The following is a 24,873-nucleotide window of genomic DNA, read 5'->3' as shown; positions in this document are numbered from 1 at the left end:
GTGATTATATTATAATCATTTTGAGTATTTTTGCAAACGGATAAGGTATAATAATTCAAACAGATAAAGACATGAAAACAGAAACTGTAAAACTTTCTCAGGTTCAAGTGAATGAGGCGAACCCGAGAACAATCACAAATGAGAAGTTTCAGAAACTTGTCAACAGCGTTCTTGCACTCCCGAAAATGCTTGAACTCAGACCGATTGTCGTTGACAACATGATGGTTGCCCTCGGCGGCAATATGCGTTTCAGGGCTTTGACCGCCATTTCTGACCTCTCAGAAGACGAGCTGAAAAGCCGCCTTTTCTCTCTCAATGACGTGAAGAAGAAGACAGAGGGCGAACAGCAAGCCCTCCTGACACATTGGCTGCGTTGGCGTGACAGCCCGACCGCAATCATCATCAAGGCTTCGGAGCTGTCAGACGCAGAGCAGCGTGAGTTCATCATCAAGGACAACATCGGCTACGGAGAATGGGACACGGACAGCCTGACCGCACAGTGGGACAATGAAGAGTTGGTGGATTGGGGCATTGAGTTCCCTGACGCTGAAAACGCCCTGAACGCTCAGAACGGAAGCGGCTCAGGCTCAGAGAAGCAGAACAGCGCACCCGAAAGCAGCCTCTTTGACCGCTTCATCGTACCGCCTTTCTCAATTCTTGATACCCGCAAGGGATATTGGCAAGACCGCAAGAAGAAGTGGCGTGAACTAATCGGAGATTTTGGAGAAAGCAGGAATGATACTTTGATAACTTCTCCTGAGATAAAGTATAAAGACCTGTATCAGCGTACACGACAGCACCGTGAGGAATTGGGAATCACGTTCAAAGAATATCTTGAAAAGTATGTTCCTGATGAGGTAAAAGAACATGAAGCAAGCAAAGTTCTTTCAGCTGGTGTTTCTCTTCTTGACCCCGTTATGGCTGAAATCGTCTGCCGTTGGTTCGGACAAGAATATTGCAAGACATTTGACTGTTTTGCAGGAGATAGTGTTTTTGGCTATGTATCAGCTTATCTCGGGAACGAATTTACAGGAATTGAATTGCGCCCTGAACAGGCACAACTTAACAACGAGCGTGTTGCTGATATGACCGCACGATACATCTGCGATGATGGTCAGAACGTGTCAAAGCACATTGAGCCTGAGAGCCAAGACCTCCTGTTCTCCTGCCCGCCTTATTTTGACCTTGAAGTTTATTCAGACCTCCCGAATGACGCAAGCAATCAGGGAAGTTATGAAGACTTCATTCAGATTTTGAAGAACGCTTTCACGGCGGCTGTCGGCTGTCTGAAACAGAACCGATTTGCTGTGATTGTTGTTGGCGATGTGCGGGACAAGAAAACGGGCTTCTATTATGACTTCTGTGGCGACATCAAGCGGATATTCAAAGAGGCGGGTATGCCTCTCTACAACGAGATTATTCTTGTCGAGACAGGAGCAAGTACTGCAATGCGTGCAGGCAGATACATGGAAAGCAGGAAGGTTGCAAAAATGCACCAAAACATTCTTGTCTTTTATAAGGGAAATACCAAGGATATAAAAAACAATTTCAAAAAGATTGACTATGCAAGCGAAGATTTGGAATTATTCAGAGTGGATTGCGGAAACGAATCCGCAACAACTGAGGCAACTGTTTGATGAATACCTGAAACAGTCAGGGTTTAACATTCTATGCTTCACAGACCATCATTTCACCCCACAGGGTTATACTGCTTTATGGTTACTCACAGAGAGCCATTTTGCGGTACATACGTTCCCTGAATTTGGCAAGAGCTATATAGAATTGTCAAGTTGCAACCCTGATTTCTATATGAAATTTATCGAACTAACCAAAGATTTGAAACAATGAGCAAAGCACAAGACAAAAAGAAAAATCAGGTAAAGCTCGCCCGTCTTGAAATCGTCTCAAACCTCTACAAGCGTGGCTACAGCTACCGCAAAATCAGGGAAGAGGTAATGAAGCGTCTTGACCTCTCAACCTATTCCCTGCAGACCGTCAAGAATGACGTTCAGACGCTCTTGGATGAATGGCGTGAGAGCCGCCTTGAAGACACGGATGAACTCGTCACGCTTGAACTCGCCCGCATTGATGACACCTGTCGGGAGCTGTGGGAACAGTGGGAGAAGTCAAAGACAGACTATAACAAGACACAACGCAAACAGAAAGGCTCTCCCTCCCGTGACGCTGAGACGGGGCAGACATCTATCAGGACGTATCAGACAGAAAGAACGGAAACAGAGGTTGTCTGCCTCGGCGATGCTTCTTATATCGCCGAGATACGAAAGCAGCTTGAAGAACGCCGCAAGCTCCTCGGCTTGTACGCCCCTGAAAAGAAAGACATCAACGCCAACGGCTCATTTGCCGCCTATCTCATTGAGAGCGGCATGATAGATGAAGCCGAGCAAGAGGCGGAAGAGGTCAAGGAAGACGAATAAGCCCGATTGCGGCTCTCTGTCGGCGTAAGTATTCTGAGTGGTTCACTTATCCCATTCAAAAGCGTACCGCCGACATACTCAAAATTCGGAGAAAATAACTATGGCAAAGAAACAACGGAAAGAAATTATCAAGAAACTCAGTTTTGAGGTCATAAACTCATGGCGGGCAGATTGGAATAAATTTGTCCGTGAAGCCTTTGGCGTGAACCTTGACCCCGAGCAGCAAGAAATTCTGTCAAGCGTTCAACACAACAGGCGCACGTCCGTTGCCTCAGGCACAGCCCGTGGCAAAGACTTTGTCGCCGCTTGTGCTGCCATATCGTTTCTTTATCTCACGCCCCGTTGGAGGCGCACAAAGAACGGGGGCGCAGAGTTGGTTGAGAACACGAAAGTGGCTCTGACAGCCCCGACCGACCGTCAGGTAAAGAACATCATGATGCCTGAGATTAGCCGCCTTTATAACAGAGCAAAGGCAAGAGGCATACAACTGCCAGGGCGTTTGAACGCTTATGACATCAGAACAGAAAGCGATGAATGGTTTCTGACGGGCTTCAAGGCTGACGAGAACAATCATGAAGCGTGGTCAGGCTTTCACGCCGTTCATACAATGTTTGTTGTTACCGAGGCAACGGGTATCGGCGATGATACGTTTGGGGCTATTGAGGGTAACTTGCAAGGCGACTCACGCATCTTGATTGTCTTCAACCCCAACACAACAGTCGGCTACGCTGCCCGCTCTCAGAAAGGAGACCGTTGGCACAAATACCGCCTGAACAGTCTGACAGCCCCGAACATCGTTCAGAAAAAGACCGTCATTGCGGGTCAGGTTGACTATGAGTGGGTTCAAGACAAGTTGGCGAACTGGTGTACTGAAATCAGAGAAGAAGAAGCCACGGCAGAGTTTGACGATTTTCAGTTTGACGGCGTGTGGTATCGCCCCGAAGACCTGTTCAGAAAGAAAGTCTTGGGCAAGTTCCCCAAAGTGGGCGAAGACGTTCTTATCCCTGAACAGTGGTTGGAAATCGCACATCAGCGTTGGAAAGAGGCTCACGGGCGGCAACCCGTCACAACAGAGCCACGGATCATGGGCGTTGACGTTGCGGGCATGGGACGAGACTGCACTTGTTTTGTTGAGCGTCAGGGCTGTTGGGCTTCTGAGTTTAAGACACACAACAGCGGCGGCTCGGCTGACCACATGAAGATTGCGGGGGCTATCACAGACCGCCGCCGACATGAGATTGAAATGTACGTCAGCATTGACACAATCGGCGAGGGTGCGGGCGTGTTCTCCCGTTGTGTTGAGAATGAACGGCGTGAGAACTCTCATTACATCATCAGTTGCAAATACTCAGAGGGAGCGAAAGGCTTCAACGGCAAGAACCTGACCGACACAACGGGTCAGTATGAGTTCCTGAACATGAGGGCGTATCTCTTTTGGGCTGTGCGTGATTGGCTGAACCCGAAGAATGAGACGGGTGCCATGCTGCCGCCTGACCCTCAGTTTGATGAAGAGGCGACAGAAATAAAATGGTCTTTCAGGTCAGACGGGCGCATATACATTGAGCCGAAAGAAGACATCAAGAAGAGGCTCGGACGAAGCCCCGATAAATTTGACGCTTTCGCGAACACGTTCTATCCGCTCAGAGGAAGCCGCCGTATTGACCTGAACCGTATCGCCCGTATGGTACACAGATAATTCAAGTTTAACAAATAAATCATCAAAGAAAATGACTATCGAAGAAATCCTTGCCTCACTCAGGACAGAGGCTCAGAAAATAGCCTTTCTGAAAGAGAAGACTATCAACGTCCCATTGTGGCGTGGTCGCTTTGGTCTCATTCAAGAATTTGACCCGACAAAGCACCCTGTTATGAACAAAGCCAAATACCCTGATATTGTCACGGACAGCGGCATTCAGGAGGTAACCCGTGTGACGTGTGACTTGCAGCGGCTCGCCGTGAAGCGCATGACAGAACTTGTTACGGGCATACCCGTGAAACGTGTTTACAGCCCTGAGAATGACCGTCAGAAAGAAGTGGCAAACTATCTTGAAAAGATATTTGACAAGAACCGCATTGACAGCGTGAACATCGAACGCTGCAACATGCTCTTTGCGGGATGTGAAGTTATGACGCTATGGTACGCCGTTGAACAGAAGCACACGACCTACGGTTTCTCTTCAAACCTGAAATTCCGCTGCCGCAACTTCTCCCCTATGCTCGGCGATGACCTTTACCCGCTCTTTGATGAATACGGCGACATGATAGCCATGTCAGTGGCTTACACCCGTAAGAGCGGCAAGAAGACCGTTCAGTACTTTGACTGTTATATGGCGACCCGCCACATCAAATGGTCAACAGAGAGCGGCGAATGGGCTGTCATTGAAGATGAACAGATAACTTTGTTAAAGATACCGTGCATCTATATGTGGAGACCGACCCCGATATGGGAGGATACGTCAAAGACCGTCTATGAGATTGAGTGGTCGCTGTCAAGAAACGGAAATTATCTCCGTGAGAACTCAAAGCCTATCTTCGTTGTTCTCGCCGATGATATTATTCAGTTCGGCGATGAGAAAAGTTCAAATGAAGAGGCGAAGAGCGTTATGCAATATCCGAAAGGCTCAACGGCTCAATACGTTACATGGCAACAGGCGACTGAAAGCCTGAAATACCATGTTGACACCCTGAGAAATCTTTTCTTCACTCAGCTGCAGTTGCCTGATTGGTCATACGAGAAGATGTCGCAGCAAGCCCTCTCAGGTGAGAGCCGCAAGCAAATGTTCATTGATGCGCAGCTCAAAGTCAAAGACGAAAGCGGTCGTTTGATTGAGTTCTTTGACCGTGAAATAAATGTCGTGAAAGCGTTCTTGAAGATTGCTCTTGGAGAGGCTTACGCAGCCGACATTGACGCTCTCCCCGTTGAGACCGTTGTCACGCCTTTCGCCATCACAGACAAACAAGACTTGGCGAACTACCTCATGTCTGTGAACGGTGGCGAGCCTATCATGTCACAACGTGAGAGCATTGAACGTCTCGGCGAGAGTGACGATGTGGACACCACCCTGAAAGAAATTCAGGATCAGAAGACGGTGGACGTGTTTGAACCGACTGAATAACGTGAGAGCATGACACCAACAAGAAGACCCCCGAACAGAAAGAAGCCTGAGCAGCCGAAATACCGCTGCCGTGACTGCCGTCACAGTTATGATTGGCACAGCAAGGCTCTTGACGGTCATTTGATTTTGTGCCGCTGCCCTCATGATGAAAAGACAGAACACGGGCGGTGGTGCAAATTTCTGAATGACTTTCAATGTGATAAATTTATTCTGAGAGACAATGGCACTCAATAAATACGACAAACAGCATCTGCGCAACCTGACAGCCTACGAGCGTCAGGTTGACGCTATATACAGGGCGGCGGTCAAGGAAGCCGCTGCCCTTGGGCTTTCTATTCGTGATTTAGACCCGACACGGCTCTTTTCTTTCTCAGACTATCCAATTACACGCAAAAGGCTCGAAAGTCTCTTAGAGAGCCTAAAAAGCGGGTTGTCGGCTGTCATAGTGAACGGCGTGAACCATGAATGGACGCTCGCCAACAACAAGAACAACGAGCTGTGCCGTCAGGTCTTCGGCGATAACGTGGGCAAGCTCTCAAACGCCCAATATCGCCGATACTTCAAGAACAACGAAGAAGCCCGTGACGCATTTCTCGCCCGCAAGGTTCAGGGGTTGAACCTCTCTGACAGAGTTTGGAAATATACAAATCAGTTCAAAGAGGAAATCGAACTTGGGCTTGATATCGGTCTGAGAAGCGGCAAGGCGGCTGAACGTCTTCAAAAGGACTTGCAACTGTTTCTTCAACACCCTGACATGCTCTTTCGCCGTGTCAGAGACGAACACGGGCAGTTGGTCTTGTCCAAGCGTGCGGCTGCTTACCACCCTGGGCGTGGCGTGTACCGAAGCTCATATAAGAACGCCCGCCGCCTCGTCGCCACAGAGACGAACATCGCATATCGCTCGGCTGACTTTGCCCGTTGGCAAGACCTTGACTTTGTTGTCGGTATTCGTGTTGTTGTGAGCAATAACCACACACTTTTAGGGGCTGACGGGAAACCTCACAAATTTACAGACATCTGCGATGAACTGAGCGCACCCGTTGGGAGCAAGGCTGTCAAGGGTCAGGGCTGCTACCCAAAGGACTTCAAGTTCACGGGGTGGCACCCTCATTGCCGCTGTCACGCTGAAACAATTTTGAAGACAGAGGAAGAAATGATGCATGACAACGAAAGGCAGCTCAAAGGCGAAGAACCTCTGAAAGAAAGCGTGAACACGGTCACGGACGTACCTCAGGAGTTCAAAGATTGGCTAAAAGACAATAAAGAGAGGGCGAAAAGAAGCACGTCTGTGCCTTATTTCATCAGCGACAACGAGAAATACTTGCCAAAAGGTTACAAGAACTTGTACGCCATGAAAACGCCGTATGAAACTTATGCTGAATATGAAGCCGCCATGAGATATAACAAGAAGCACGCTGACTTCACGCCTGAGGTCTTGAAGAACATCAGAGATTTAGACCAAGCTCTCCCCGTGATGCAAGGCAAGATAATGAATTTCACAGATGCTGACAGAGGTCACGCAAACCCACACTTTCCTGAGGCTAATTCAAAAGAGGCGGGCTATCATGATAATTGTCAGACTTGCACAATGGCTTATGAATTAAGGCGCAGAGGTTTTCCAGTTGAAGCCGTACCGAACCCGATAGCGGACGGGTATAAGAACATGAGAGATTTTTCACAATTCTGTGCCCGCAACGGCATAGAGTGGACTGACAGATATTTGACCGCTGACGGGAAAGCCGCAGATTACGCTTGGTCTCATCGCCTGACAGAAGACACGGTAACAGCAAAGAATGCGTTCATAGAGGCGCAGACAGCAGCTCATGGGCGGTATGAGGTTTATTGCGCATGGAAGACGGGTAACGCCCATGTTTTCATTGTTGAGAGACAGAAGAACGGCGAACTGCTTTGGTTTGACCCTCAGACAGCCCGCCGTGGTAAGTCTTTCAATGATTCGTTGGCTTTGATGATTAAAGAGCAAATTGGGGTTCTCAGAATTGACGATAAAATAATCAATCCGAAGTTCGCTTCAAGGTTATTGAAAGCGTCCCGCTAATTCTAAGCCCTCTTCGCCACTCACAAATTTTGTTTTGCCGTCTTTCAGGAGAATGAGCGTTGGCAACCCCTGAGGGACGGCAATTCCATTCTTGCCGATATTTGAACAGCCGAACACCTGAAAGCCATCAAGAACCCCGACAAAATTCACGCTGTTGCAGCCGTTTTCTTCGGCTGTCTGTTTTACGATTTTTGGTATTTTCATACGTTTTCTCTGATTAAACACGGGTTTTCTCGTAGAATATCCCGTTATAAGTTATTTTTCTCGAATTTGACGCACACGGGCTTTGGTTTTCTCTTTGGTGTAATTATTCACTTAGAAAATTATCGCCCGACAGAGAGCCGCAATCGTCTTTTAACCCTGAAATCGAAACTAAGTTCTGATTTTATCAGGTCACGGGGCAAAGATAAGCCCTTTTGCTGAGATAACGGCAAAAAGCCCGATTTATTGTCTCGGAGGGTCAAAACGGGCGTTCAGGCTGCAAGTGCAGATACGCTCAAACCTGAAACAAGCCCGATTTGCCCGTTTTTAGCCCCGCTGACGGCTTTTCTCTCGTCATTGGTGTAGTTTATCATCTGACGAGATAAAACACGCTGTACGGGCTTTATTTTGTCTTTTCGTGTGAAGCGGCTCACGGGTCACGGTTGTTTTCGCCCCCGTGTATGGGTTGCCGTCTGAAACGCCGATGTTCCAAAGGCGGCTGACCTTGCACCCGATTTGTTCAGGGCTGAAACGCTCATAGATAGCCGAGAGAGACGTGAAGAAGAAGTCCCGTTCCCCCGTCTGTTCGGGCGGCTCTTTGAATGTCACTCGGTAGATGAACCCGCAGCGGGCTTTGTCTTTCTCTTCCCCGCCTGTTGTCTGTCTGTTGTCTGTCATTTGTTTTTCGTTTTGCTCGCCTGACTGTCTGAGGCGAAAATTTAACTTCAATTCAAGAGGGCGAAATCGCAGAGTACGTTAGTACTTTTTCTCTCCTTTTCTTTGCTCTCCTTTATACGCGCGCAGGTAGCGCATTTTCTCGCAGAAAACTTGGGTTTTCTCAGAGATAACCACCCGTTATCTACGAGAAAATTAAAATTTTTAACAATTAAAACTACTTTTCCCCGAAAAGAGTTTTGAGTGAATAGAACGGCGAGAAGCGTTTGATGCGTGAGGCGGCTTCTTGACCCCATATCGCTGCTATGAGACGGATAGCGTCCACATCCCCGTCAAAGGCGATGAAACTCTCATAATTGTTGAACTCGTAGCAGTAAACCTCCTGAGGGTCACACTCTGTTCTGATGCGGTTCTGAACCTCATTCAGGTGGGCGAACATCTTGTTTATGCCGTCCTGAGTGCCGTAGCCCCCGCCGCCGAAAGAGACAAGCCGCTCGTTGGGTTTCAGCCTGATAGACTTCTGACCCTGTTCAAACTGTTCTTTTGAGAAAGCGTAGAAACAGCGGTATTTCTTAGCGTCTGTCTTGTCACGCTCTTCACACAACTCATGGTAGCGTTTCAGGGTCTTTGCGTTCTTATAGACCAACATGCCGTCATTGTCCCAATCCTGACGAACTTCAAATTTCTCTGTGCTCATAATATAAACTTTGTTTTGATTAATTTATTGCCTTTCGACTTGTGAAGCCCGTCAGGGGCTTTCTGTGGCTCTCTGACGGGCTTTTGTTGTTCATTCTTATAACTCTCGCAGAATGTCATTGAAAGCCTTTTCTGCTGTCTCTTTCACGCCTTTAGGGTCTCCGTAGAACTTCTGAGCGGCTTGAAGAATTATCAACATCGCCCGTCCGAGGGCTGTCATGATGACTGACGGGTCGTTTGTTCTCGCTTGAAGAACTTTCAGAACTTCTTGATACAGGTTCTCTTGATTGCTGTTCATTGTCTCCATTGTGTCTTTGATTTATTTGTTCAACTTTACTCGGTTCATCAACTGTCCTGAGAGTTCATGCAGCTCACGGCTTCTTTCAGGCGTGAGTTCACGGGCGTGAGCCGTTATCGCCTGAGTGAGCTTCCAAAGGGTTGCCCCGCCCTGAACGCCGTCCTCGGGGTCGTTGCGCATCAATATCTTTTCGACCTCCTTGCTCTCTTGTTTCAGAAGACCGCCGCTGCTTGTCAGGCGTTTCAGTTCGTGGTCGAAGTCAACATCAATCTCCGAAGCCCCCTGTATCTCAATCGCCTTTTGCATGAGATTGTCCTTGCTGAACAGACCCTTTGTGAGGTCTTTGACAGCCGAGACGGTTGTCTTCGTGTCGAGTTCATAAGTCTTGTTAGATAGCTGCAGATTGTCAGGCAGCTTTGAACCCAAGTGAACTTGCTTCATAACGCTCTCCCTGACCATACCGTTAAGGCAAGCCCCGTTCAGGAGAAAGGCTCTCATATCAACAGCCCCGTCCCCGTAGTCAGAGGTTGAGAAGCGTGCGCCCGCAAAGATTGTAACAGTTCCGTTCTTCACGGTCGGTATCTCAATCGGTGTCGGAAGAATTGTCTCCGCCCATACCTTTGTGTCGTTCATATAAGCGTCAGAAATGACTGCGCCCTGACCCGCTGCCTCCTGAACAAACGCCGTGAGAATTTCAACTGAGTTCAGGCGGCGATAACTGTCAGAGAGAACGCCCCTCACTTGCTGCCCTACGGTTCTGACAAGAACACGGCTGCGCTGCGTCCAATCGCTATGTTGGTTCAGAAGATGTGCAGCGAGGGCTATTGCCCAGGGCTCGCCGCTTGCAAGCCCTCTGAGATAACGCTGCGGTATACCCATGCGCTCGGCGAGCTGTCCGATTGCGTTGTCGTGGAGAGAAAACTGACCGTCAGGCATGTTCATCGTCAGAGGCTGTGAACTTATCTCTTCAACCTCTGTGAAGCCGTCTGTCGGCTGACCGCCCGAGAACGTGATAACGGGCGTGTGGCTCTTCGCTTTCAGGTTCACGCCGATAGGTGCGATATAATCCTGAGCGATTTTGCCCTCATTGATAAGGCGTTCCATTGTAGCCTTAACACCCGCAGCCTTGCCGTCTATCATTCTGTGAACTTTGTTCATTACTACCTCGTTCAAACCTTTCTGTAAGTCTGTTGTTGCTGTCATAATTTTGAAAATTTATATGGTTATTGAATATTCGATAAAAACTCTTCTGCTTCTTCAAAGAGTTCATCAGGGGTCAGGCTCTCAGAGCTTGGCTCGAAGCCTGAGAGGTAAGCCGCCTCTATGATCGTGCTTCTTTCACTCATAACTGAACCTCCTCTGCCAAGTCCTGAGACAGAACGTAGTCAAATAACAGGGCGGTCTTAGGGGCTGCGCTTGTCGGATTGCAGTCATTCAAAAACGCCTGAACGGTCTCAACCGTGATTGTTACAAACGAGAACTCCTGACAGAAGTCAGTGAAAAGTTTACGAGCTTCTTCTGTTATTGCTTTCTTCTTCATTTTTAATTCCTCCATGTTAAAGTTCATCACAAATGGCGAGACGGTGTCCCGCTCTTATCAGTTTCGGCAGATATGTGTCAAGGGCGTGATACGGGAAGCCCGCCTGACGGTCGCCCGCCTTGTCTCTTGTCAGGGTTATGCCGAGGATGCGTGATGCGCTCTCTGCGTCTTCCTGATAACTCTCATAGAAATCCCCGCATCTGAATAACAGCAGAGCGTCGGGGTGCATCTCTTTCAGTTTTGTGAACTGTTTCTTTTTTGCTTCTGTCATGATTTTGACCTCCTGTTTATGCTTTACAAATCCAATATTCTGTATCAATGATTGACAAGCCCGTGAACGAGCTGACCGTGAAATACCCTATTCTGACATCACAGACGGCGTTACTCTTGATTTTCTTGTGGCTTCTGCGCAAGCTGTTGAAATAACGCTCTGTGTCGTATTTGCGGGTTGAAGTGAACAACACACGGGCTTCGCCGTCATTTGTCTGTGACATGATTTGATACTTTGCTCTCATAATTCTGACCTCCTGTTTTGATTATTTGTAGTAGAAAGAAAACTTGATACCTCTGCGGAGCTTGCAGACACAAACATCGTCCATGCATGCAAATGCTCTCTTCAAAAGTTTGTTCAGCATCTCAACGCCGATGAGGGCTATCGCTCCCGAAACGCCTACGAGCTTGTGAACCTTGCGTCCCTGAGCGTCAACGCCGCTTACCTTGATGCGGAAGTTTCTGTTGATGTCCTTTGAACTGTAAGCGAGACCGTTCTTGTTATTGTTTGTTGAGACCTTAATCATTTTTCTTTCAATTTGAGTGTTAAACTTATGTTTGAATGTGATTACCTTGAAATCACGTTGCAAAGATAAGTGAAGTATTTTGGAAATAACAAACTTTTCTCCGAGTATTTTTAACCTAACAGGTAAATTTAACCTTTGTTAAGAGTAATCGCCCGAAACTCGCCCCTATATAGAAAAATTCCATATAACCAAACATTTTGTGATTATTATGTAATCATTTCGAGAAAATATCGTATCTTTGTCGCAGTTTACCGTACAGTTAAATATTTCATAATTATGAGAAAAGCAATTTTAGATGCGCTGAAAGCCAAATTTCAGGGGGTCAGCGAATCAGTCTTGAACAGGATTGCGGACAAACTCTGCAAGACTGTCACAACCGCTGAACAGGTTCAAACCGCCGTTGACGGGGTGACAATTCAGCAAGTAATCGAGGGCTACGCCGATAGCCGAGCAACAGAGGCTTCACAGACCGCCGTTCACACTTACGAACAGAAATACGGTCTCAAAGACGGCGCAAAGGTTGAACAGCCCTCAGGGGGCGGCGGCTCAGGTCAGGGCGGCGCACCCGTTCAAACACCACAAGGAGGGGGTACAGACCCCGTGCTGCTTCAAATGCTTCAATCGCTTCAAGAGAGCAACAAAAAGTTGTCTGAGCGTCTTGACCGTATGGACAGCGAGCGTACAACCTCATCACGCAAACAGCAACTTTCAGGCATTATCGCCAAGTTGCCTGAGAACCTCAAAAAGGCTTACGAGCGAACACCCGTTGACGGCTTGACCGATGAACAGTTCAACGCTCTCATCGGAGAGGTCACAACAGAGGTGGACGGCATTGTTCAGGCGACACAACAGAAAGGGGCTATCTTCGGTCGCCCGTCAGCCACGGGCGGCTCAGGTTCTCAGGGCGGAGAACTGACCCAAGAGCAAAAGGACGCTATCGCACATCGTGATAACAAACCCGCCTCAGGTGGTCAGCCGTTCTAATGTTTAACAATCAAAACAACAAAGAAAAATGGGCATGCAAGTAAACAGACGTAAGGACGTGAGAACACCCCGTGTCCTTATGCACCGTATCGCTGACATCAGAGGCGGCGTATCTGTCAAGGCTTCTGAGCTTGGGGGCGATTTCCTCTATGAGGGAGCTGTCCTGAGCGCAGCCGATGAAAAGGGTCTTTGTCACGTTGTGAAAATCGCTCAGGTTGTTGCAGAGGTCGGAGCGTCCGACAAGACAATCAAAGTGAAGAAAGGTCACAACTTCGCAAAGGGCGATTTCATTATGACAAAGGTCGGTGGCGTGGCTTATGACATCACAGCCATTGACACAGAGGGCAGCAAGACCTCTGACACAATCACAGTCAGCACCACCCTCGGTGCAATCCCAACGGGCGGTTTCATTATTGAGGCAAAAGCAAAGTCAACCGCCACAACCTCTGAACTGAAATACGTTCCTCAGTCAATCAACGGAACGGGCAAGCCGTTTACGCCAAAGTCAAACCTTGACACGGACGCTTGGCTTTTCGCCGTGACAAAGGGCAACCCGCTTCCCGATTTCATCATGGCGTACCTCAAAGGTGTCGTCAATTATTAACCGTTAAAAGTTCATCATTTATATGGCAACAGTTGTAAATACTCTCATTCAGGGTCTTACCGAGCAGATGGTTCAGTCACGTTTGAACACGGCTGACGCAACGGGCTTTCTGTTCGGCACTTATTTCCCCGTAAAGAGAGTTCAGGGCTTCCAGTGGAAGACCCTCCAAAATCAGCTTGCTAAGAAGAACGTAGCCGCCGACCTCCACACCGATAACGGCTCAATTCTTCGCAAGCAGCGTCCTATCTTTGAGAGCGCAAGAGGAGATATTCCTTTCATCAGCATTTCCCGTGAGTTGAAACGCTCTGAGATTAAAGAGTATCAGACCGCTCTCGCTTTTGCTCAGGATGAAGACGCAACAAAGCTCGTTCAGTATTGGGGCGAGGACGTTGACTTCTGTTTCAACGGCGTTCAGTCTGAGTTGGAGTACATTGCTTGGAAGCTCGCTTCCCGTGCGGGTCAGTTGGCTTTCACAACAACGACCAACGCAACATACGCCAATGAGTTCGACTTGGATTATGACGTTGACCCCGAGGCAAAGGTCAAGACCTCTTCCGATTGGGCAAACGCTGCTTCGGCTGATATTCTCGGCGATTTCCGCAATGAGATTAAGAAAGCCAAGGCAAGAGGTCTGAACCCGAAGTTCGCCTTTGTCAACCTTGACGAGTTCTATAAGATTGCTTCGTCTGAGCAGATAATCAAGGCTTGTGCGTCATTCACTTCAAACGCTCTGAATATCTCTCAGACCCCTGACCTTACCACCGTCAACTCAATGCTCGCCCGCCAAGCATGGCTCAACGGCATTCAGTTGAAAGTCATTGACCAAACCATTACCCGTGAGTTCACTGACGGCTCTCAGGAATCAGGCAACCCATTTGAGGACTGCCGTTGCGTTCTCTCAGAAACAGAACGACTTGGCACCACTCAGTATGACATCCTGACTGAGAACGAGAACCTGATTTTGCGTGCAGAGCGTGCTCACACTGTCATTAAGAAGTACGGCACAATCGAACCGAAGTCAGAGGTTACAATCGGTCAGGCTGACGCTGTGCCTGTCTTTGACACGGCTTACCGCAACGTCTATATGAGAACAGACGGTAAGGATTGGGAATAAACATTTAACTGAGGCATAATATGGCAGCAACAGTTCTTGAAGCATTAAAAAGCATTACCGCTTACCCCGTTCCGCTTCGCACCCTCGTAGAGACTGCGGAGCGGCGGGGTCTTTCGCTTTCAGATGAAGCCACGCAAGAGACGCTGAAAGGCAAGGCGTTCAACCTCTCAAAGGCTGACACGCTTCTGTGGCTCTCTCTCGCTCCGAATGTCACTCAGGGCGGGCAATCATACTCTTTCACAGATGAACAGCGCACAGAGTTCAAAAACAGAGCCTATAAACTGTTCAATGAGTTTGAGGACGAGGCGGTAAAGCCCAAACCTATATACGGATATAAAGGTTCGCGATTATGATAATAACCAACGGAACAATCGAAGTGAAGAGAAAGACGGCGGGCGGCATTGACCCTGAAACGGGTTTCCCCGTCAAGTCTTCTGAGGTCTCTTGGGGTAGCCCGATAGACTGTCAGTACACGGCAAACAAGTACAACAAGCTCGGTAAGGTCAATGGGGAACACTTCACGGTGGCGCAGTATTCAATTCTGATTGAAGAACAGCCGCTCGGGGAGTTTGACCAAATCAGGCTTACAGACAGTTTGACGGGAAAGAGCCTCGGGGAGTTTTCTGTCATTCAGGTTGAGCCGTTGGAAGCCGTCTGCGAATTGAGAATAATGGTCTAACGGCGATTGCGGCTCTCTGTCGGCTTTACTTTTTCTATGCTTATAATCACACCATGAAAAAGAGTAAACGCCACATACGTCAAATTCGCCAAAAATAACTCAGAAACTATGCCAATAAGACAACTTACCCCCATGTCTGAGATTGACCGATACACAGAACAGGAGCTGAAAAGGCTTCAAACGGTTCTGATAAGGTCTCTGCAGTACTGCGGGGAACAGGTTCTGAACACAGCCCGTTCGACCAATTCTTATAAAGACCAAACGGGCAACCTGAGAAGTTCACTCGGCTATGTCGTTGCCGTGGACGGACGGGTTGTTTATCAGTCAGACTTTCAGACCGTGAAACAAGGGCGGGACGGTTCAGAGAAAGGCGCAGCGTTCGCAAAGAAACTTGTCAGGCGTTTCCCTCACGGGGTCTGCCTGATAGTTGTTGCGGGAATGGAATACGCCGCTCACGTCAAGAACAAAGGTTACGATGTGCTTGACAGTTCAGAACTGCTTGCAGACAGAATTGTGCCGAGTATGCTGAAACAGCTTGGCTTCACTTAACATTAACAAGAGACAATGGCAAAGACATCAAAACAAGTTCAAGGGGACGTGTACAGACTTCTGAAAGACAGCACCCTTTATTCGATGATTTCAGGTGAGGTTTACAGACAAGGCTACCGTCCTCGCGACAGCCGCCTTGAAGATGCTGTGGTTATATTCACAGCGGGTCTGCCTGACCAAATTCAGACAGGCGTGGTTACGGTTCACATCTATTGTCCTGACATAGACCCATACGGGAACGGCGTACTCGTTGAGGACGGTCAGCGCACAGAAGAACTTGAAGCCCTTGCGCAGCGTTGGGTTGACAGTCTCACGGCTGAGGTCTCTTGTTATAAGTTCAAGCTACAACAGACGATCTGCACAGACTATGCCGAAGACATCAATCAGCATTTTGTCGTTGTCTGTCTGAAATATAAGTATTTCGGCTCTGACGATGAAACGCTGAATATCCCTCAGGCGGCTGTTATTGTTACCGAGGACGGCGATTTGCCGATAACGCAGCCTGTCATAAAGAAAAAGAATGTTTAACAATTAAATTACGTAGATTATGTCACAACTTTCATGGGGTAAGTGCACCATTGAGAAAGCTACCTCAACAAAAGGCACTCCCGCCGAGCAGTGGACAGCTATCGACACCCCTAAAGAGGATACAACGAAGCTGACCCCGACAGCGGGAACAGAGAAAACCGCCACAGAAGAGGGCGGCGAGTTGGTGGATTCAAGAACGGGCAAGAACACGTACCAATTTGAGTTCGACCTCTTTGTCAAGAAAGGCGGCACACGCCCGTTTGATGACGTTGACGGTGTAATATCGGGAGAACACGCATTCCGAGTAACACCTGAGGACGAGGAATGCGAGGGCTTTCAGATTGACCGCTCAACAGTTCGTTGCGAGGAGAGTTATTCAACCGCTGACGGTAAGTTGCTTCACTACGTTGCAAAGGTTCTGAAACCCGCAACGGGCAAGAGCGTGAAGCCGTACACAAAGACTGCCTCCAAATGACTGATGGGCGTAAGGTTCTCAACCAACGGAGCTTTGCGCCTTACAAACGGAGGTTCGTTTCGGTTCAATAACCTGAATGTTCATCTGCACTGAGGGAGCGTGGCGGTCAGGCGCAACCGCCCCTCCCTCTTCAAGGGTCAGAGGTCACAAAAGAAAGACGCTCACGGCGGTTCGTTGCCGCCATGACCCACTTATACAACAATAAAAGTTTTATCATCATGGCAGAAGAAAAGACTATCGAACAGAAAGCCGCCGAGACTATTCTTCAAACACCCGTTGAAGTCAAGGTCGGCAGCAAAACTTATATGACAGCCCCGCCAAGCACGGCAACGCTTATTCTCGCATCAGAGGCTGTTTCACGTTTGCCACACGTTGTTCTTGACCCGAAGAACGTTGTGGAAGAAAGCCTGTCAATCGCAAAAGATTGTCGGGCTTTAGGCGATATTGTCGCAATATTCATTCTCGGAGCAAAGAACCTGAAAGAAAAAGTCAAGGTTCAGAAGAACAGAGAGAAACGCTATCTGTGGGGGCTGTTCAAGCGTCAGGTCGTTGAAGAGGTCGAAGAGGTCATAGACCGCAAGGCAGAACTTTCCAAAGAACTTCTTGAAGAACTCACGCCCGCTGAACTTTATGACCTCACGGTTACGGTTCTGCAAAGAATGAACCTGACCGATTTTTTCGGTCTTACCACTTTCCTGATAGAAATAAATCTGATGCGGCAGACGAAAGTGGAAACAGAAGCGACAGCCCCTGGGCAATAATCGCCGCAACGGTCAAGGCTTACGGGCTGACCTTTGAAGAGGTTCTGTACAACATGAGTTATCCCAACCTGATATTGTATAACGCCGTTCTGCCGTCTTATAACACAAAAGACAAGACAGACGGCTCAGGCTCAGGGCAAGAGGTAATCAAGGCTGACGACCCGAGAAATAAAGAACGAGTTAAACAATTCTTTGACAGTATAGAATAAATGGAGAACGAGAACGGAAAACTTTTTTACGGAACGGGGCTTGACAACAGTCAGCTCCGTGTTGGTGCTGCGGAAGCGAAGAGACTTCTTCACGGCATTGGCAGCACGGCTTCAAGTGAGGGCGACAAGATAGACGACTCAATGAAGAAAATCGGGAAAGCCGTTGCGGGTGTCTTTGCCGTTTCCCAAATCAAAGAGTTCGTTTCTCAGGTCGCAAACGTCAGGGGTCAGTTTCAGCAGCTTGAAATGGCTTTCAAGACCATGCTCGGCTCTGCTGAAAAGGCTGACGCACTCATGCAACAGCTTATCAAGACAGCCGCCACAACGCCCTTTGGAATGACTGACGTTGCTCAGGGCGCGAAACAACTTCTCGCCTACGGCGTTCAGGCTGACAAAGTGAATGAGACCTTAATCAGGCTCGGAGATATTGCGGCGGGTCTCTCAATACCTCTGAATGATTTGGCTTACCTCTATGGAACAACCATGGTTCAGGGACGTTTGTACACGCAAGACCTGAACCAATTCTTGGGACGTGGTATTCCTCTGACAGATGAACTTGCCAAGCAGTTCGGCGTTGCCAAAGATAAGGTCAAAGACCTTGTTACTGAGGGCAAGGTCGGCTTCCCTGAGGTTGAAAAGGCGATCATCGCCATGACCTCTGAGGGCGGCAAGTTTGGCGGTCTTATGGAAGCTCAGAGCCACACGATAACAGGTCAGATTTCAAACATCGAAGACAGTATAGACCAAATGTTCAATGAACTTGGCAAGAAGTCTGAGGGCGTTATCTCTGACGTTCTGAGCCTTACATCAAAAGCCATTGACAACTGGGAGAATATCGGCAAGGTTCTTCTTGTCGTTATCAGCACATACGGGGCTTATAAAGCCGCCGTTATCGCTGTTGCCGCTGCTCATAAAATGGCGGCTATATGGGGAGAGGTTTCAGCCTTTCTTTCTCTGACAAAGAGTATAACGTCCGCTAAGGACGCAATGCTTCTTCTTAACATGGCGACAAAGGCAAACCCGATAGGGCTTGTTTTAGGCGTTGTCGCCGCCGCTGCAACCGCTTTCGGTCTGTTTTCAGACAATACAAGCAAAGCGGCTGAAATGACAAGCAAATACGGCGAGAAAGCGACCACAGCCATAACCCGTGTTCAAAGCCTTTCAACAGCCCTGAATGGTCTCACTGCGGGCAGCTCAACCCACAAAAAGGTTATGGACGAGCTAAACGGTATTCTTGAAGACTACGGCGTTCAGGCTGTCAAAGAGGGCGACAGCATTGATACCGTGAACGAGAAGCGTACTCAGGCTATTGAACTTATCAAGCAAGAAGCCATTGAGCGTCAACGCCTGAACGACATTGCCTCAGGTAATGACACATACGCCAAGGCTCTTTCTGACGCTCAGAATGAAATGTTTCAGAAACTTCAAGGGGCTGAGACAGGCGGTACGTTTGCGGGTTTTGTTTGGTCTTCTGACAATGAAGAGATACAAGAAAACGCTGCCGCCATTTCAACCATTATCGCTCAACAGGTCGAACAGAACATCAACCTGATAGCGGGCAAGACGGGCGAAGAATACGAAAAGGGTCTGAATAAGATTTATGCCAATATTCAAGACAAGATGCGTGCTATCGGCATAAGTGAGAAGACAATCGCCAAGGCTTGGTGGGATGACGGCTTTTTCACAAAGACCAACATCGTACAAAATTATATAAACGGCGTTCAGTCAGCAGCAGAGGAACACGACCGTTACACAACAGCCGTGAACAAATCTGCCGCCGCTGAACAAGCCGCTGCCGACAGCTCAATGACGTTTGCCGACAAGGTCTCAGCCGTTGAGAGAAGCCTACAAAAGCCAACGGACGGCGTTCATCAGTTGTATGAGAATATCAAACAACTCATGTCGCAATACTCTGAGAATACTATCGGCTTTACAATCAAGTTCAGCGGCGAAGTTCCCGCTTGGATGGATAAAATGGGCATTGATGAACTGACACGCCTCGCGAAGCGTTTCGCCTCCATTGGGTCTTCACTGAAAGACGGTCAGGTGGCTTTAGTGAATGGCAAGGCTTATACAAAGCAGCAAGCCTTACAGCGCAGCGCAGAATACGCTCAGGCTGCTGAGAACAAACAGACCGCCGCCGACAACAAGAAGAAACAAAACGAAGCGGCAGCAGAAGAAGCAAAGAAACACGCCAAAGAACGGGCGAGACAAGCCGCACAAGCCGCTGAGGACAGAAAGCGGGAGCGTGAACAGATTGCCGAGGAAACGGCTGAGAGAAACAACCAAATCGCCGAATACGGGCAGTCTGTCATTGAACAGACTGAGAAAACCGAGCTTGACATCAGACAGGCTAAGATAGAACTCATGGAAGAGGGTTATCAGAAACAAAAGGCGCAGCTCGACCTGAACTATGACCGCCTTATTTCTGAGAACAAAGAACGTGAGCGACAGATGCTTGAAGCCCTTGCCGACAAAATGGTTCTTCAATGGGAGAACAAACACCCCAAGGCAAAGAACTCTGAGAAACAGGCTTACCGCAGCTCTCTTCTGAGTGAAGACAGCGACACCCGCCTGACACGTCAAGACCTGACAACAGAACAGCGGGCGCAGCTCGAAGCATACGAGAAGATAGCCGCCGACACCCGTGTCAAAGGAAATAAAGAGGCTCTGAACACCATGCTGCAAGACAGCCTGACATACGAGCAGCAGCGGGTCAAGATTGCCGAAGAATATCAGAATAAAATCGAAGCCCTCTATGAGCATGACAAAGACGGGAAACGTGTCAAAGACGAAAACGGAAATGACAAGTGGAACGAGGGTGTCACTCAGGGGAACTTCGATGAACTGAATTATCAGCAAGAACAGGCTCTGAACGCCATTGATGAACAGTTTGCGCAGCGTGAAGAGACATACAAAGCATGGTGCAACGAAATCGCCAATCTGACCCTTGAACAACTTCAAGCCCTCTTGGATAAAGCCGAGGAGGAGTTGAAAAAGGTTGAGCAAGACAAGAAGAACGGCACAGCCACTTCACAGCAAGTTGCCGTTGCCCGTGCAAAAGTCACAACCGCCAAGAATAATGTCGCTCAGGCAAAGGCGAAAGCCGACCTGAACCCTGACAAACGTTCAATCAAACAATGGCAAGACCTCTACAAGACCTTGAATGAGGTAAACAAGACATTTGAAGAGATTGGCGACACAATCGGCGGCGTTGCGGGAGACATCATCAAGACGGCGGGGCAAATATCAACCTCTGCCCTTACGATGATAAACGGCATAATGCAGTTGACACAGAACGCATCTACGGGCGTTCAGGCAACAGCGACTGCCTCCTCAAAAGCAATTCAGACTGTTGAAAAGGCTTCTGTCATTCTGACAATTATTTCTGCCGCCTTGCAGATAGCAACGCAGATCGTGAACCTCTTCAACAATGACGACAAGAAGCAAGAGGAAATTGAGGCTCTTCAAAGACGCATTGACCAACTGCAGTGGGAGCTTGACAACGCCGACATCGTGCGCATACAAGAGAAGAGCGGAAAGACTATTGACCTCGTGAAAGCGAAGCTGAAAGAGACACGGGACGAAATGTTGAAAGACATTGAGACCCTGACAGGCTTTGAAGCAATGTGGGCAAGGCTCACGCTGAAAGTCTCACGCAACGATGAACTGTTGAAACAGTCAGCCGAGAAGATTGCCAAGGCTTACGCCAATGTCGCTTACACGGCTGACAAGGCTCTCGGCGGCAAGAAGTACAGTGAAGCCCAACAGCAGCTTGAAAACATCGCACAGCAGCAGTTGCTCATTCAAGAACAGATAGACACAGAGAACAGCAAAAAGAAGACTGACCACGGCAAGATTGCCGATTGGGAGCAGAAGATTGAAGAACTGGGCGCAAAGGCGATTTCAATCATAAATGAAATGGTTGAAGACATCATGGGTGGTACAAGTTCTGACATCGCAGAACAACTCTCTGACGCTTTCTTTGAAGCCTTTCAGAACGGCGAGGACTACGCAAAGGCGTGGGGCGATAAGGTCAACGAGATAATCGGCGACATAACAAAACGCCTTTTGGTTCAGAAGTTCTTGGAAGAACCCCTCGGAGAGGTCTTTGACAAGTACAAGGCTCAGTGGTTCAAGGACGGCAAGTTCATGGGCATTGACGCTGTTCTGAACAGTCTCTCGGGCTTGACAAATGACCTGAACCAAGTCGGCACAGATTGGATAACGATTTGGGAGGCTCTTCCTCAACAAATCAAAGACATGATTACAGCCGCACAAGACTCAACCCGTGAGACCTCTTCAAGTGGTATCGCCAACGCCTCTCAGGACAGCGTGGACGAGCTGAACGGACGAGCCACGGCTATTCAGGGTCATACCTATTCAATCAGTGAGAACACAAAATTGCTGCTGAATACGGCGAACCTGATTTTGCAATCAGTCTTGAACATTGAGAGCAACACAGACGGGCTTTCAGACCGTGTGGCGGGCGTTGAGAGCAGCGTGAAAGAGATTAAGGACACAGTAAACGACATCGCCCTCAAAGGCATAAAGATAAAATGACATGAAAGAAGTTATCAGACAGATTTACACACAGGCAAAGCTCCTCGGGGCTTGCCCGTTGTTCAAGGGGACAGAACAGACTGTAGAGGATATTGTCAGGCTGTTTGAAAGCCCTCAGGGTATAGAGTTTTGTATGAAGAACCATTTCCCGAATATGGCGACTTTCAGGCTCTTCAAACCTCACGGGGTTGAGAAGTACGGCATCTACATTGATGCGGGAACGCTGACCCTGAAAGACCCCTCACGGGCTGTCCTGATAGGAAGAACCTCTGCGACCGTCTTCTGTTCAAAGACAGAACGGCACGAAATAATTCTTCTTCACGGGGCGAAAGCGATAGTGAATGCAAACAAATGGGCTGTTGCCCGTGTTCAGTCAGAACAGGGCTGCAGCGTCATAAAAAACACCTCTGACAATGCGATTATAATATGATTAACAGACTTTTCATAGACGGTAACGATGCATACTTGCAGTATGGCGTGTATGTGACGAGCGGCGGGTTCAATGAACTTGTCGCCTTTCCGCCGTTGAAGTCTGTTGACAGTAACGATTGGCAAGAGGAAGACGGCGTGGAGGCAGACCTTTCAGCCCCTGTTCTCAACACCCGTGAAATTCAGGTTAAGTTCGCTTTTGGCGGGCTTTTCAGCCGTTTCTGCGCTTTCATTGAACTGTTGTCTGACGGTGCTTACCATGAGTTCTATTGCGCCCACATACAGCGCACGTTCACGCTCAGAATGACACAGCAGCCGAACCTTGACGTGGCGAGAATGTTAGGTACGGTAACGATCAAGTTCTCTGACGATTTCCCGATGAAAGGCTACAAGTATAAAGCCCCCGTGAGTGAGGTCACGCCGTCAGACGATTATTCGCTTGACAATACGCCATTGACAGATTACGGATGTCGGGTTCTGAAAGGTTCTCTGTCTGAGGTTATGAAGACCGCACAAGTGAAACAGAACCTTTTGCGGAATATCAAGACGAAGACGGGTGCCATATATGACGGGAAGCGGGTCACGTTCAAGACAAAGGACGTGAAGTTGTATTGCCTCATGCGAGCTGAGAGCCTGACAGAGTTGTGGCGTAACTATGACGCTCTTCTCCATGACCTCATTCAACCTGAGGAAAGGCTTCTGACGGTCAGAGAACTTGAACAGGATTTCCCGTGTTACTACAAGTCTTGTCAGGTCTCAGACTTCTTCCCTGACGGCAAAATTTGGTTGGAGTTCACTCTGACCCTGACTTTCACGGGGTCTTTCAGACTTGACGACACGATTTTGTCCTTGCAACGGAAGACGGTATCATCGTGTTCACAGAAGACGGCGAGAACGCAATAGAAATGTTGCCTGACAGTTTCTCCGCCCGTTCTATGCAGTTGGTAAATGACCGTTCTCACATACGTTTCATTAACAATGGCAATATAAGGTTCAACAACTAAAAAATAAAAGACAGATGAAGAAAATAAAAATTTCGGAGTTGCCCCTGTATCAGTCTTTGAAAGGGCTGTTTGTCATGGGAACGGACGTGAATAACAGAAGCGTCAAGGTAAATTTGGAGTTCATTGAGAGCGAGACCACAAAAGCCGTCAAAGACGCTGACACAGCAACGGCTGCTGCAGCAAAGGCTGCGGGGCTTGCAGATGAAGCGACAAAAACCGCCAACGCTGCCGCTCTGAGAGCGGACACGGCTCAGGCTCAGGCGGCAAAGGCGGCAAAGGCTGCATTGAACGCAAAAACTCAGGCTGACGAAGCGACAAAGGCGGCTCAGGACGCTGCCGAAGCTGCTCAGGCAGCAAAGACTGCGGCAGACGAAGCAACAACCCTGACAAAAGCCGCCACAGAAGCCTCAGAGAAAGCCACAGCCGCTGCAAAGTCAGCAACCGATAAAGTGCTTGACACGCTCGGAAAGATTGTTCCTACGGGCTTGTTTGTTGAGAGCGTTCCCCGCCTGACCCTCGGCAATGCCAACCCCGTTTACCTGAAAGCCGTTTTAAGCCCCGACACGGCTCTGAAAAACCTGATTTATATCAGTGACAACCGAGCTGTCGAAGTCGGCTTAGACGGGCGCATTTCAATCTTAAATAAGGGCGTGAGCCGTGTTCACATTATCCCCACATGTAACACAGCCCTTGCCCGCACCGTTCTGATTGAGGTGGGCGAACCGACCCTGAGGCTTGTCACAACACGCCGACAGATGCGTTTCACACAGTCAGGGGCTTTGCGTATGAATTAACAGAATGTCGAACCCGTTAAACAATGAAGAAACATGGGAAAGAAAGGTTACATCAGTGAATTTATGGGCGGCGGTCGAATTGTCTCTCACGGCAAAATCGCTGACCTCTCAAAGGGCTTCAAGCTCCCGAGTGGAAACCCGTTCTCGGTCTATGTCAGACCGAAGTACAGCGTATCAACTCTTGACACGGTTCTGACCGTGCGCTGCTCTCAGGACGAGAGCCTGACAGAAGCCCCCGTGCCGTTCAATGATTGGTCGCCGTTGGCTATCTCTGAGATTGCCCCGAACTCAGAACTGTTGAAGACAAATGACGTTTATTGGGGCAGCGGTTCTTATGAGGGGGAGGACACGCCATGATAGTGTCGC

At 48.7% G+C, this 24,873-nt stretch carries 30 protein-coding genes and 1 pseudogene; 21 read left to right on the top strand and 10 right to left on the bottom strand.

The genetic code is table 11. The annotated features are described in order from the left end of the window. The first annotated feature begins 71 nt into the window (after positions 1-71). From EJL04_RS04710 to EJL04_RS04680, 6 genes are all read left to right on the top strand, one after another. Positions 72-1,637: a site-specific DNA-methyltransferase gene (locus tag EJL04_RS04710; RefSeq protein ID WP_125104224.1), complete on the top strand. Its 1,566-nt coding sequence runs from the start codon at positions 72-74 to the stop codon at positions 1,635-1,637. Then, entirely contained in the window at positions 1,564-1,848 is a 285-nt protein-coding gene (locus EJL04_RS04705; protein ID WP_125104223.1) for an S-adenosylmethionine decarboxylase family protein, read from the top strand. The genes EJL04_RS04710 and EJL04_RS04705 overlap by 74 nt, the downstream gene beginning before the upstream one ends. Next, positions 1,845-2,435, top strand: a complete 591-nt coding sequence (locus tag EJL04_RS04700) for a hypothetical protein (protein ID WP_125104222.1) — start codon at positions 1,845-1,847, stop codon at positions 2,433-2,435. The genes EJL04_RS04705 and EJL04_RS04700 overlap by 4 nt, the downstream gene beginning before the upstream one ends. A 100-nt stretch (positions 2,436-2,535) precedes the next feature. Then, positions 2,536-4,131 carry a hypothetical protein gene (locus EJL04_RS04695; RefSeq protein ID WP_241209938.1) on the top strand — a complete coding sequence of 532 codons (1,596 nt, stop codon included), beginning with the start codon at positions 2,536-2,538 and terminating at the stop codon, positions 4,129-4,131. 31 nt (positions 4,132-4,162) lie between these two features. Then, on the top strand, positions 4,163-5,551 hold the full coding sequence (locus EJL04_RS04690) for a phage portal protein (protein ID WP_125104221.1): 1,389 nt from the start codon (positions 4,163-4,165) through the stop codon (positions 5,549-5,551). Positions 5,552-5,771: 220 nt separating this feature from the next. Further along, entirely contained in the window at positions 5,772-7,607 is a 1,836-nt protein-coding gene (locus tag EJL04_RS04680; protein WP_125104219.1) for a toxin glutamine deamidase domain-containing protein, read from the top strand. Here the strand turns inward: EJL04_RS04680 and EJL04_RS04675 are convergent. The 10 genes and pseudogenes from EJL04_RS04675 to EJL04_RS04635 form a co-directional block, all read right to left on the bottom strand. Further along, entirely contained in the window at positions 7,587-7,811 is a 225-nt protein-coding gene (locus EJL04_RS04675) for a hypothetical protein (protein WP_125104218.1), read from the bottom strand. The two genes, EJL04_RS04680 and EJL04_RS04675, sit on opposite strands and share 21 nt — an antisense overlap. 351 nt (positions 7,812-8,162) lie before the next feature. Next, a complete protein-coding gene (locus EJL04_RS04670; RefSeq protein WP_125104217.1) occupies positions 8,163-8,486 on the bottom strand; it encodes a hypothetical protein in 324 nt (107 codons plus the stop codon). Positions 8,487-8,700: 214 nt separating this feature from the next. Beyond that, on the bottom strand, positions 8,701-9,180 hold the full coding sequence (locus tag EJL04_RS04665) for a DUF7659 family protein (protein WP_125104216.1): 480 nt from the start codon (positions 9,178-9,180) through the stop codon (positions 8,701-8,703). A gap of 96 nt (positions 9,181-9,276) precedes the next feature. Further along, positions 9,277-9,486, bottom strand: coding sequence for a hypothetical protein (locus tag EJL04_RS04660; RefSeq protein WP_125104215.1), 210 nt, complete (start codon positions 9,484-9,486; stop codon positions 9,277-9,279). 12 nt (positions 9,487-9,498) lie between these two features. Further along, entirely contained in the window at positions 9,499-10,680 is a 1,182-nt protein-coding gene (locus tag EJL04_RS04655; RefSeq protein WP_125104214.1) for a hypothetical protein, read from the bottom strand. 20 nt (positions 10,681-10,700) lie between these two features. Further along, the gene (locus EJL04_RS16695) at positions 10,701-10,823 is read right to left on the bottom strand and encodes a hypothetical protein (RefSeq protein ID WP_262898532.1); all 123 of its coding nucleotides are present in this window, start codon (positions 10,821-10,823) and stop codon (positions 10,701-10,703) included. Continuing rightward, positions 10,820-11,017 carry a hypothetical protein gene (locus EJL04_RS04650; protein WP_125104213.1) on the bottom strand — a complete coding sequence of 66 codons (198 nt, stop codon included), beginning with the start codon at positions 11,015-11,017 and terminating at the stop codon, positions 10,820-10,822. Before EJL04_RS04650 ends, EJL04_RS16695 begins: the two co-directional genes overlap by 4 nt. A 19-nt stretch (positions 11,018-11,036) precedes the next feature. Beyond that, positions 11,037-11,288, bottom strand: a pseudogene (locus tag EJL04_RS04645) (MutS N-terminal domain-containing protein); the annotation flags it as partial. A 16-nt stretch (positions 11,289-11,304) separates the two neighbouring features. Next, a complete protein-coding gene (locus tag EJL04_RS04640) occupies positions 11,305-11,532 on the bottom strand; it encodes a hypothetical protein (protein ID WP_125104211.1) in 228 nt (75 codons plus the stop codon). A gap of 21 nt (positions 11,533-11,553) precedes the next feature. After that, a complete protein-coding gene (locus tag EJL04_RS04635; protein ID WP_125104210.1) occupies positions 11,554-11,814 on the bottom strand; it encodes a ribosomal large subunit pseudouridine synthase B in 261 nt (86 codons plus the stop codon). Positions 11,815-12,090: 276 nt separating this feature from the next. Here EJL04_RS04635 and EJL04_RS04630 point away from each other — a divergent pair, with 276 nt between their 5' ends. The 15 genes from EJL04_RS04630 to EJL04_RS04565 all read left to right on the top strand — a co-directional run bounded on the left by EJL04_RS04630 (position 12,091) and on the right by EJL04_RS04565 (position 24,864). Further along, positions 12,091-12,798: a hypothetical protein gene (locus tag EJL04_RS04630; protein WP_125104209.1), complete on the top strand. Its 708-nt coding sequence runs from the start codon at positions 12,091-12,093 to the stop codon at positions 12,796-12,798. 34 nt (positions 12,799-12,832) lie between these two features. After that, the gene (locus EJL04_RS04625; RefSeq protein ID WP_125104208.1) at positions 12,833-13,402 is read left to right on the top strand and encodes a hypothetical protein; all 570 of its coding nucleotides are present in this window, start codon (positions 12,833-12,835) and stop codon (positions 13,400-13,402) included. A 22-nt stretch (positions 13,403-13,424) separates the two neighbouring features. Continuing rightward, complete coding sequence (locus EJL04_RS04620) at positions 13,425-14,516, top strand: hypothetical protein (protein WP_125104207.1); 1,092 nt, start codon at positions 13,425-13,427, stop codon at positions 14,514-14,516. A gap of 20 nt (positions 14,517-14,536) precedes the next feature. Further along, on the top strand, positions 14,537-14,869 hold the full coding sequence (locus tag EJL04_RS04615) for a hypothetical protein (RefSeq protein WP_125104206.1): 333 nt from the start codon (positions 14,537-14,539) through the stop codon (positions 14,867-14,869). Then, positions 14,866-15,195, top strand: coding sequence for a hypothetical protein (locus tag EJL04_RS04610; protein WP_125104205.1), 330 nt, complete (start codon positions 14,866-14,868; stop codon positions 15,193-15,195). The genes EJL04_RS04615 and EJL04_RS04610 overlap by 4 nt, the downstream gene beginning before the upstream one ends. Before the next feature lie 108 nt (positions 15,196-15,303). Then, the gene (locus EJL04_RS04605; protein WP_125104204.1) at positions 15,304-15,744 is read left to right on the top strand and encodes a hypothetical protein; all 441 of its coding nucleotides are present in this window, start codon (positions 15,304-15,306) and stop codon (positions 15,742-15,744) included. Positions 15,745-15,759: 15 nt separating this feature from the next. Further along, a complete protein-coding gene (locus EJL04_RS04600; RefSeq protein ID WP_228113656.1) occupies positions 15,760-16,272 on the top strand; it encodes a hypothetical protein in 513 nt (170 codons plus the stop codon). A gap of 19 nt (positions 16,273-16,291) precedes the next feature. Then, positions 16,292-16,747, top strand: coding sequence for a hypothetical protein (locus EJL04_RS04595; protein ID WP_125104203.1), 456 nt, complete (start codon positions 16,292-16,294; stop codon positions 16,745-16,747). A 218-nt stretch (positions 16,748-16,965) separates the two neighbouring features. Next, on the top strand, positions 16,966-17,508 hold the full coding sequence (locus tag EJL04_RS04590; RefSeq protein WP_125104202.1) for a hypothetical protein: 543 nt from the start codon (positions 16,966-16,968) through the stop codon (positions 17,506-17,508). A gap of 53 nt (positions 17,509-17,561) precedes the next feature. Continuing rightward, positions 17,562-17,717: a hypothetical protein gene (locus EJL04_RS16320; RefSeq protein WP_164511701.1), complete on the top strand. Its 156-nt coding sequence runs from the start codon at positions 17,562-17,564 to the stop codon at positions 17,715-17,717. Next, positions 17,718-22,280 carry a tape measure protein gene (locus EJL04_RS04585; RefSeq protein ID WP_125104201.1) on the top strand — a complete coding sequence of 1,521 codons (4,563 nt, stop codon included), beginning with the start codon at positions 17,718-17,720 and terminating at the stop codon, positions 22,278-22,280. A gap of 1 nt (position 22,281) precedes the next feature. After that, positions 22,282-22,710 carry a hypothetical protein gene (locus EJL04_RS04580; protein WP_125104200.1) on the top strand — a complete coding sequence of 143 codons (429 nt, stop codon included), beginning with the start codon at positions 22,282-22,284 and terminating at the stop codon, positions 22,708-22,710. Next, positions 22,707-23,612 (top strand): hypothetical protein, encoded by a 906-nt coding sequence (locus tag EJL04_RS04575; protein WP_206429367.1) that lies wholly within the window; start codon positions 22,707-22,709, stop codon positions 23,610-23,612. The genes EJL04_RS04580 and EJL04_RS04575 overlap by 4 nt, the downstream gene beginning before the upstream one ends. A 115-nt stretch (positions 23,613-23,727) precedes the next feature. Further along, complete coding sequence (locus EJL04_RS04570; RefSeq protein ID WP_125104199.1) at positions 23,728-24,507, top strand: hypothetical protein; 780 nt, start codon at positions 23,728-23,730, stop codon at positions 24,505-24,507. Positions 24,508-24,540: 33 nt separating this feature from the next. Then, positions 24,541-24,864, top strand: a complete 324-nt coding sequence (locus EJL04_RS04565) for a hypothetical protein (RefSeq protein WP_125104198.1) — start codon at positions 24,541-24,543, stop codon at positions 24,862-24,864. Positions 24,865-24,873: the final 9 nt, after the last annotated feature.

The sequence above is a fragment of the Prevotella marseillensis genome, from assembly GCF_900625065.1.
Classification (GTDB): domain Bacteria; phylum Bacteroidota; class Bacteroidia; order Bacteroidales; family Bacteroidaceae; genus Prevotella; species Prevotella rara.
This window is presented reverse-complemented; position numbering and strand designations above follow the sequence as displayed.

Excerpts from the sequence above, each read along its gene's own strand:
- EJL04_RS16695 (WP_262898532.1), bottom strand. The coding sequence starts at position 10,823 with ATGAGTGAAAGAAGCACGATCATAGAGGCGGCTTACCTCTCAGGCTTC.
- EJL04_RS04620 (WP_125104207.1), top strand. The coding sequence starts at position 13,425 with ATGGCAACAGTTGTAAATACTCTCATTCAGGGTCTTACCGAGCAGATG.
- EJL04_RS04590 (WP_125104202.1), top strand. The coding sequence starts at position 16,966 with ATGGCAGAAGAAAAGACTATCGAACAGAAAGCCGCCGAGACTATTCTT.
- EJL04_RS04630 (WP_125104209.1), top strand. The coding sequence starts at position 12,091 with ATGAGAAAAGCAATTTTAGATGCGCTGAAAGCCAAATTTCAGGGGGTC.
- EJL04_RS04635 (WP_125104210.1), bottom strand. The coding sequence starts at position 11,814 with ATGATTAAGGTCTCAACAAACAATAACAAGAACGGTCTCGCTTACAGT.
- EJL04_RS04585 (WP_125104201.1), top strand. The coding sequence starts at position 17,718 with ATGGAGAACGAGAACGGAAAACTTTTTTACGGAACGGGGCTTGACAAC.
- EJL04_RS04695 (WP_241209938.1), top strand. The coding sequence starts at position 2,536 with ATGGCAAAGAAACAACGGAAAGAAATTATCAAGAAACTCAGTTTTGAG.
- EJL04_RS04565 (WP_125104198.1), top strand. The coding sequence starts at position 24,541 with ATGGGAAAGAAAGGTTACATCAGTGAATTTATGGGCGGCGGTCGAATT.
- EJL04_RS04640 (WP_125104211.1), bottom strand. The coding sequence starts at position 11,532 with ATGAGAGCAAAGTATCAAATCATGTCACAGACAAATGACGGCGAAGCC.
- EJL04_RS04615 (WP_125104206.1), top strand. The coding sequence starts at position 14,537 with ATGGCAGCAACAGTTCTTGAAGCATTAAAAAGCATTACCGCTTACCCC.
- EJL04_RS04660 (WP_125104215.1), bottom strand. The coding sequence starts at position 9,486 with ATGGAGACAATGAACAGCAATCAAGAGAACCTGTATCAAGAAGTTCTG.
- EJL04_RS04600 (WP_228113656.1), top strand. The coding sequence starts at position 15,760 with ATGGCAAAGACATCAAAACAAGTTCAAGGGGACGTGTACAGACTTCTG.
- EJL04_RS04605 (WP_125104204.1), top strand. The coding sequence starts at position 15,304 with ATGCCAATAAGACAACTTACCCCCATGTCTGAGATTGACCGATACACA.
- EJL04_RS04650 (WP_125104213.1), bottom strand. The coding sequence starts at position 11,017 with ATGAAGAAGAAAGCAATAACAGAAGAAGCTCGTAAACTTTTCACTGAC.
- EJL04_RS04680 (WP_125104219.1), top strand. The coding sequence starts at position 5,772 with ATGGCACTCAATAAATACGACAAACAGCATCTGCGCAACCTGACAGCC.
- EJL04_RS04710 (WP_125104224.1), top strand. The coding sequence starts at position 72 with ATGAAAACAGAAACTGTAAAACTTTCTCAGGTTCAAGTGAATGAGGCG.
- EJL04_RS16320 (WP_164511701.1), top strand. The coding sequence starts at position 17,562 with ATGAGTTATCCCAACCTGATATTGTATAACGCCGTTCTGCCGTCTTAT.
- EJL04_RS04580 (WP_125104200.1), top strand. The coding sequence starts at position 22,282 with ATGAAAGAAGTTATCAGACAGATTTACACACAGGCAAAGCTCCTCGGG.
- EJL04_RS04670 (WP_125104217.1), bottom strand. The coding sequence starts at position 8,486 with ATGACAGACAACAGACAGACAACAGGCGGGGAAGAGAAAGACAAAGCC.
- EJL04_RS04610 (WP_125104205.1), top strand. The coding sequence starts at position 14,866 with ATGATAATAACCAACGGAACAATCGAAGTGAAGAGAAAGACGGCGGGC.
- EJL04_RS04655 (WP_125104214.1), bottom strand. The coding sequence starts at position 10,680 with ATGACAGCAACAACAGACTTACAGAAAGGTTTGAACGAGGTAGTAATG.
- EJL04_RS04575 (WP_206429367.1), top strand. The coding sequence starts at position 22,707 with ATGATTAACAGACTTTTCATAGACGGTAACGATGCATACTTGCAGTAT.
- EJL04_RS04690 (WP_125104221.1), top strand. The coding sequence starts at position 4,163 with ATGACTATCGAAGAAATCCTTGCCTCACTCAGGACAGAGGCTCAGAAA.
- EJL04_RS04625 (WP_125104208.1), top strand. The coding sequence starts at position 12,833 with ATGCAAGTAAACAGACGTAAGGACGTGAGAACACCCCGTGTCCTTATG.
- EJL04_RS04595 (WP_125104203.1), top strand. The coding sequence starts at position 16,292 with ATGTCACAACTTTCATGGGGTAAGTGCACCATTGAGAAAGCTACCTCA.
- EJL04_RS04705 (WP_125104223.1), top strand. The coding sequence starts at position 1,564 with ATGCAAGCGAAGATTTGGAATTATTCAGAGTGGATTGCGGAAACGAAT.
- EJL04_RS04665 (WP_125104216.1), bottom strand. The coding sequence starts at position 9,180 with ATGAGCACAGAGAAATTTGAAGTTCGTCAGGATTGGGACAATGACGGC.
- EJL04_RS04570 (WP_125104199.1), top strand. The coding sequence starts at position 23,728 with ATGAAGAAAATAAAAATTTCGGAGTTGCCCCTGTATCAGTCTTTGAAA.
- EJL04_RS04700 (WP_125104222.1), top strand. The coding sequence starts at position 1,845 with ATGAGCAAAGCACAAGACAAAAAGAAAAATCAGGTAAAGCTCGCCCGT.
- EJL04_RS04675 (WP_125104218.1), bottom strand. The coding sequence starts at position 7,811 with ATGAAAATACCAAAAATCGTAAAACAGACAGCCGAAGAAAACGGCTGC.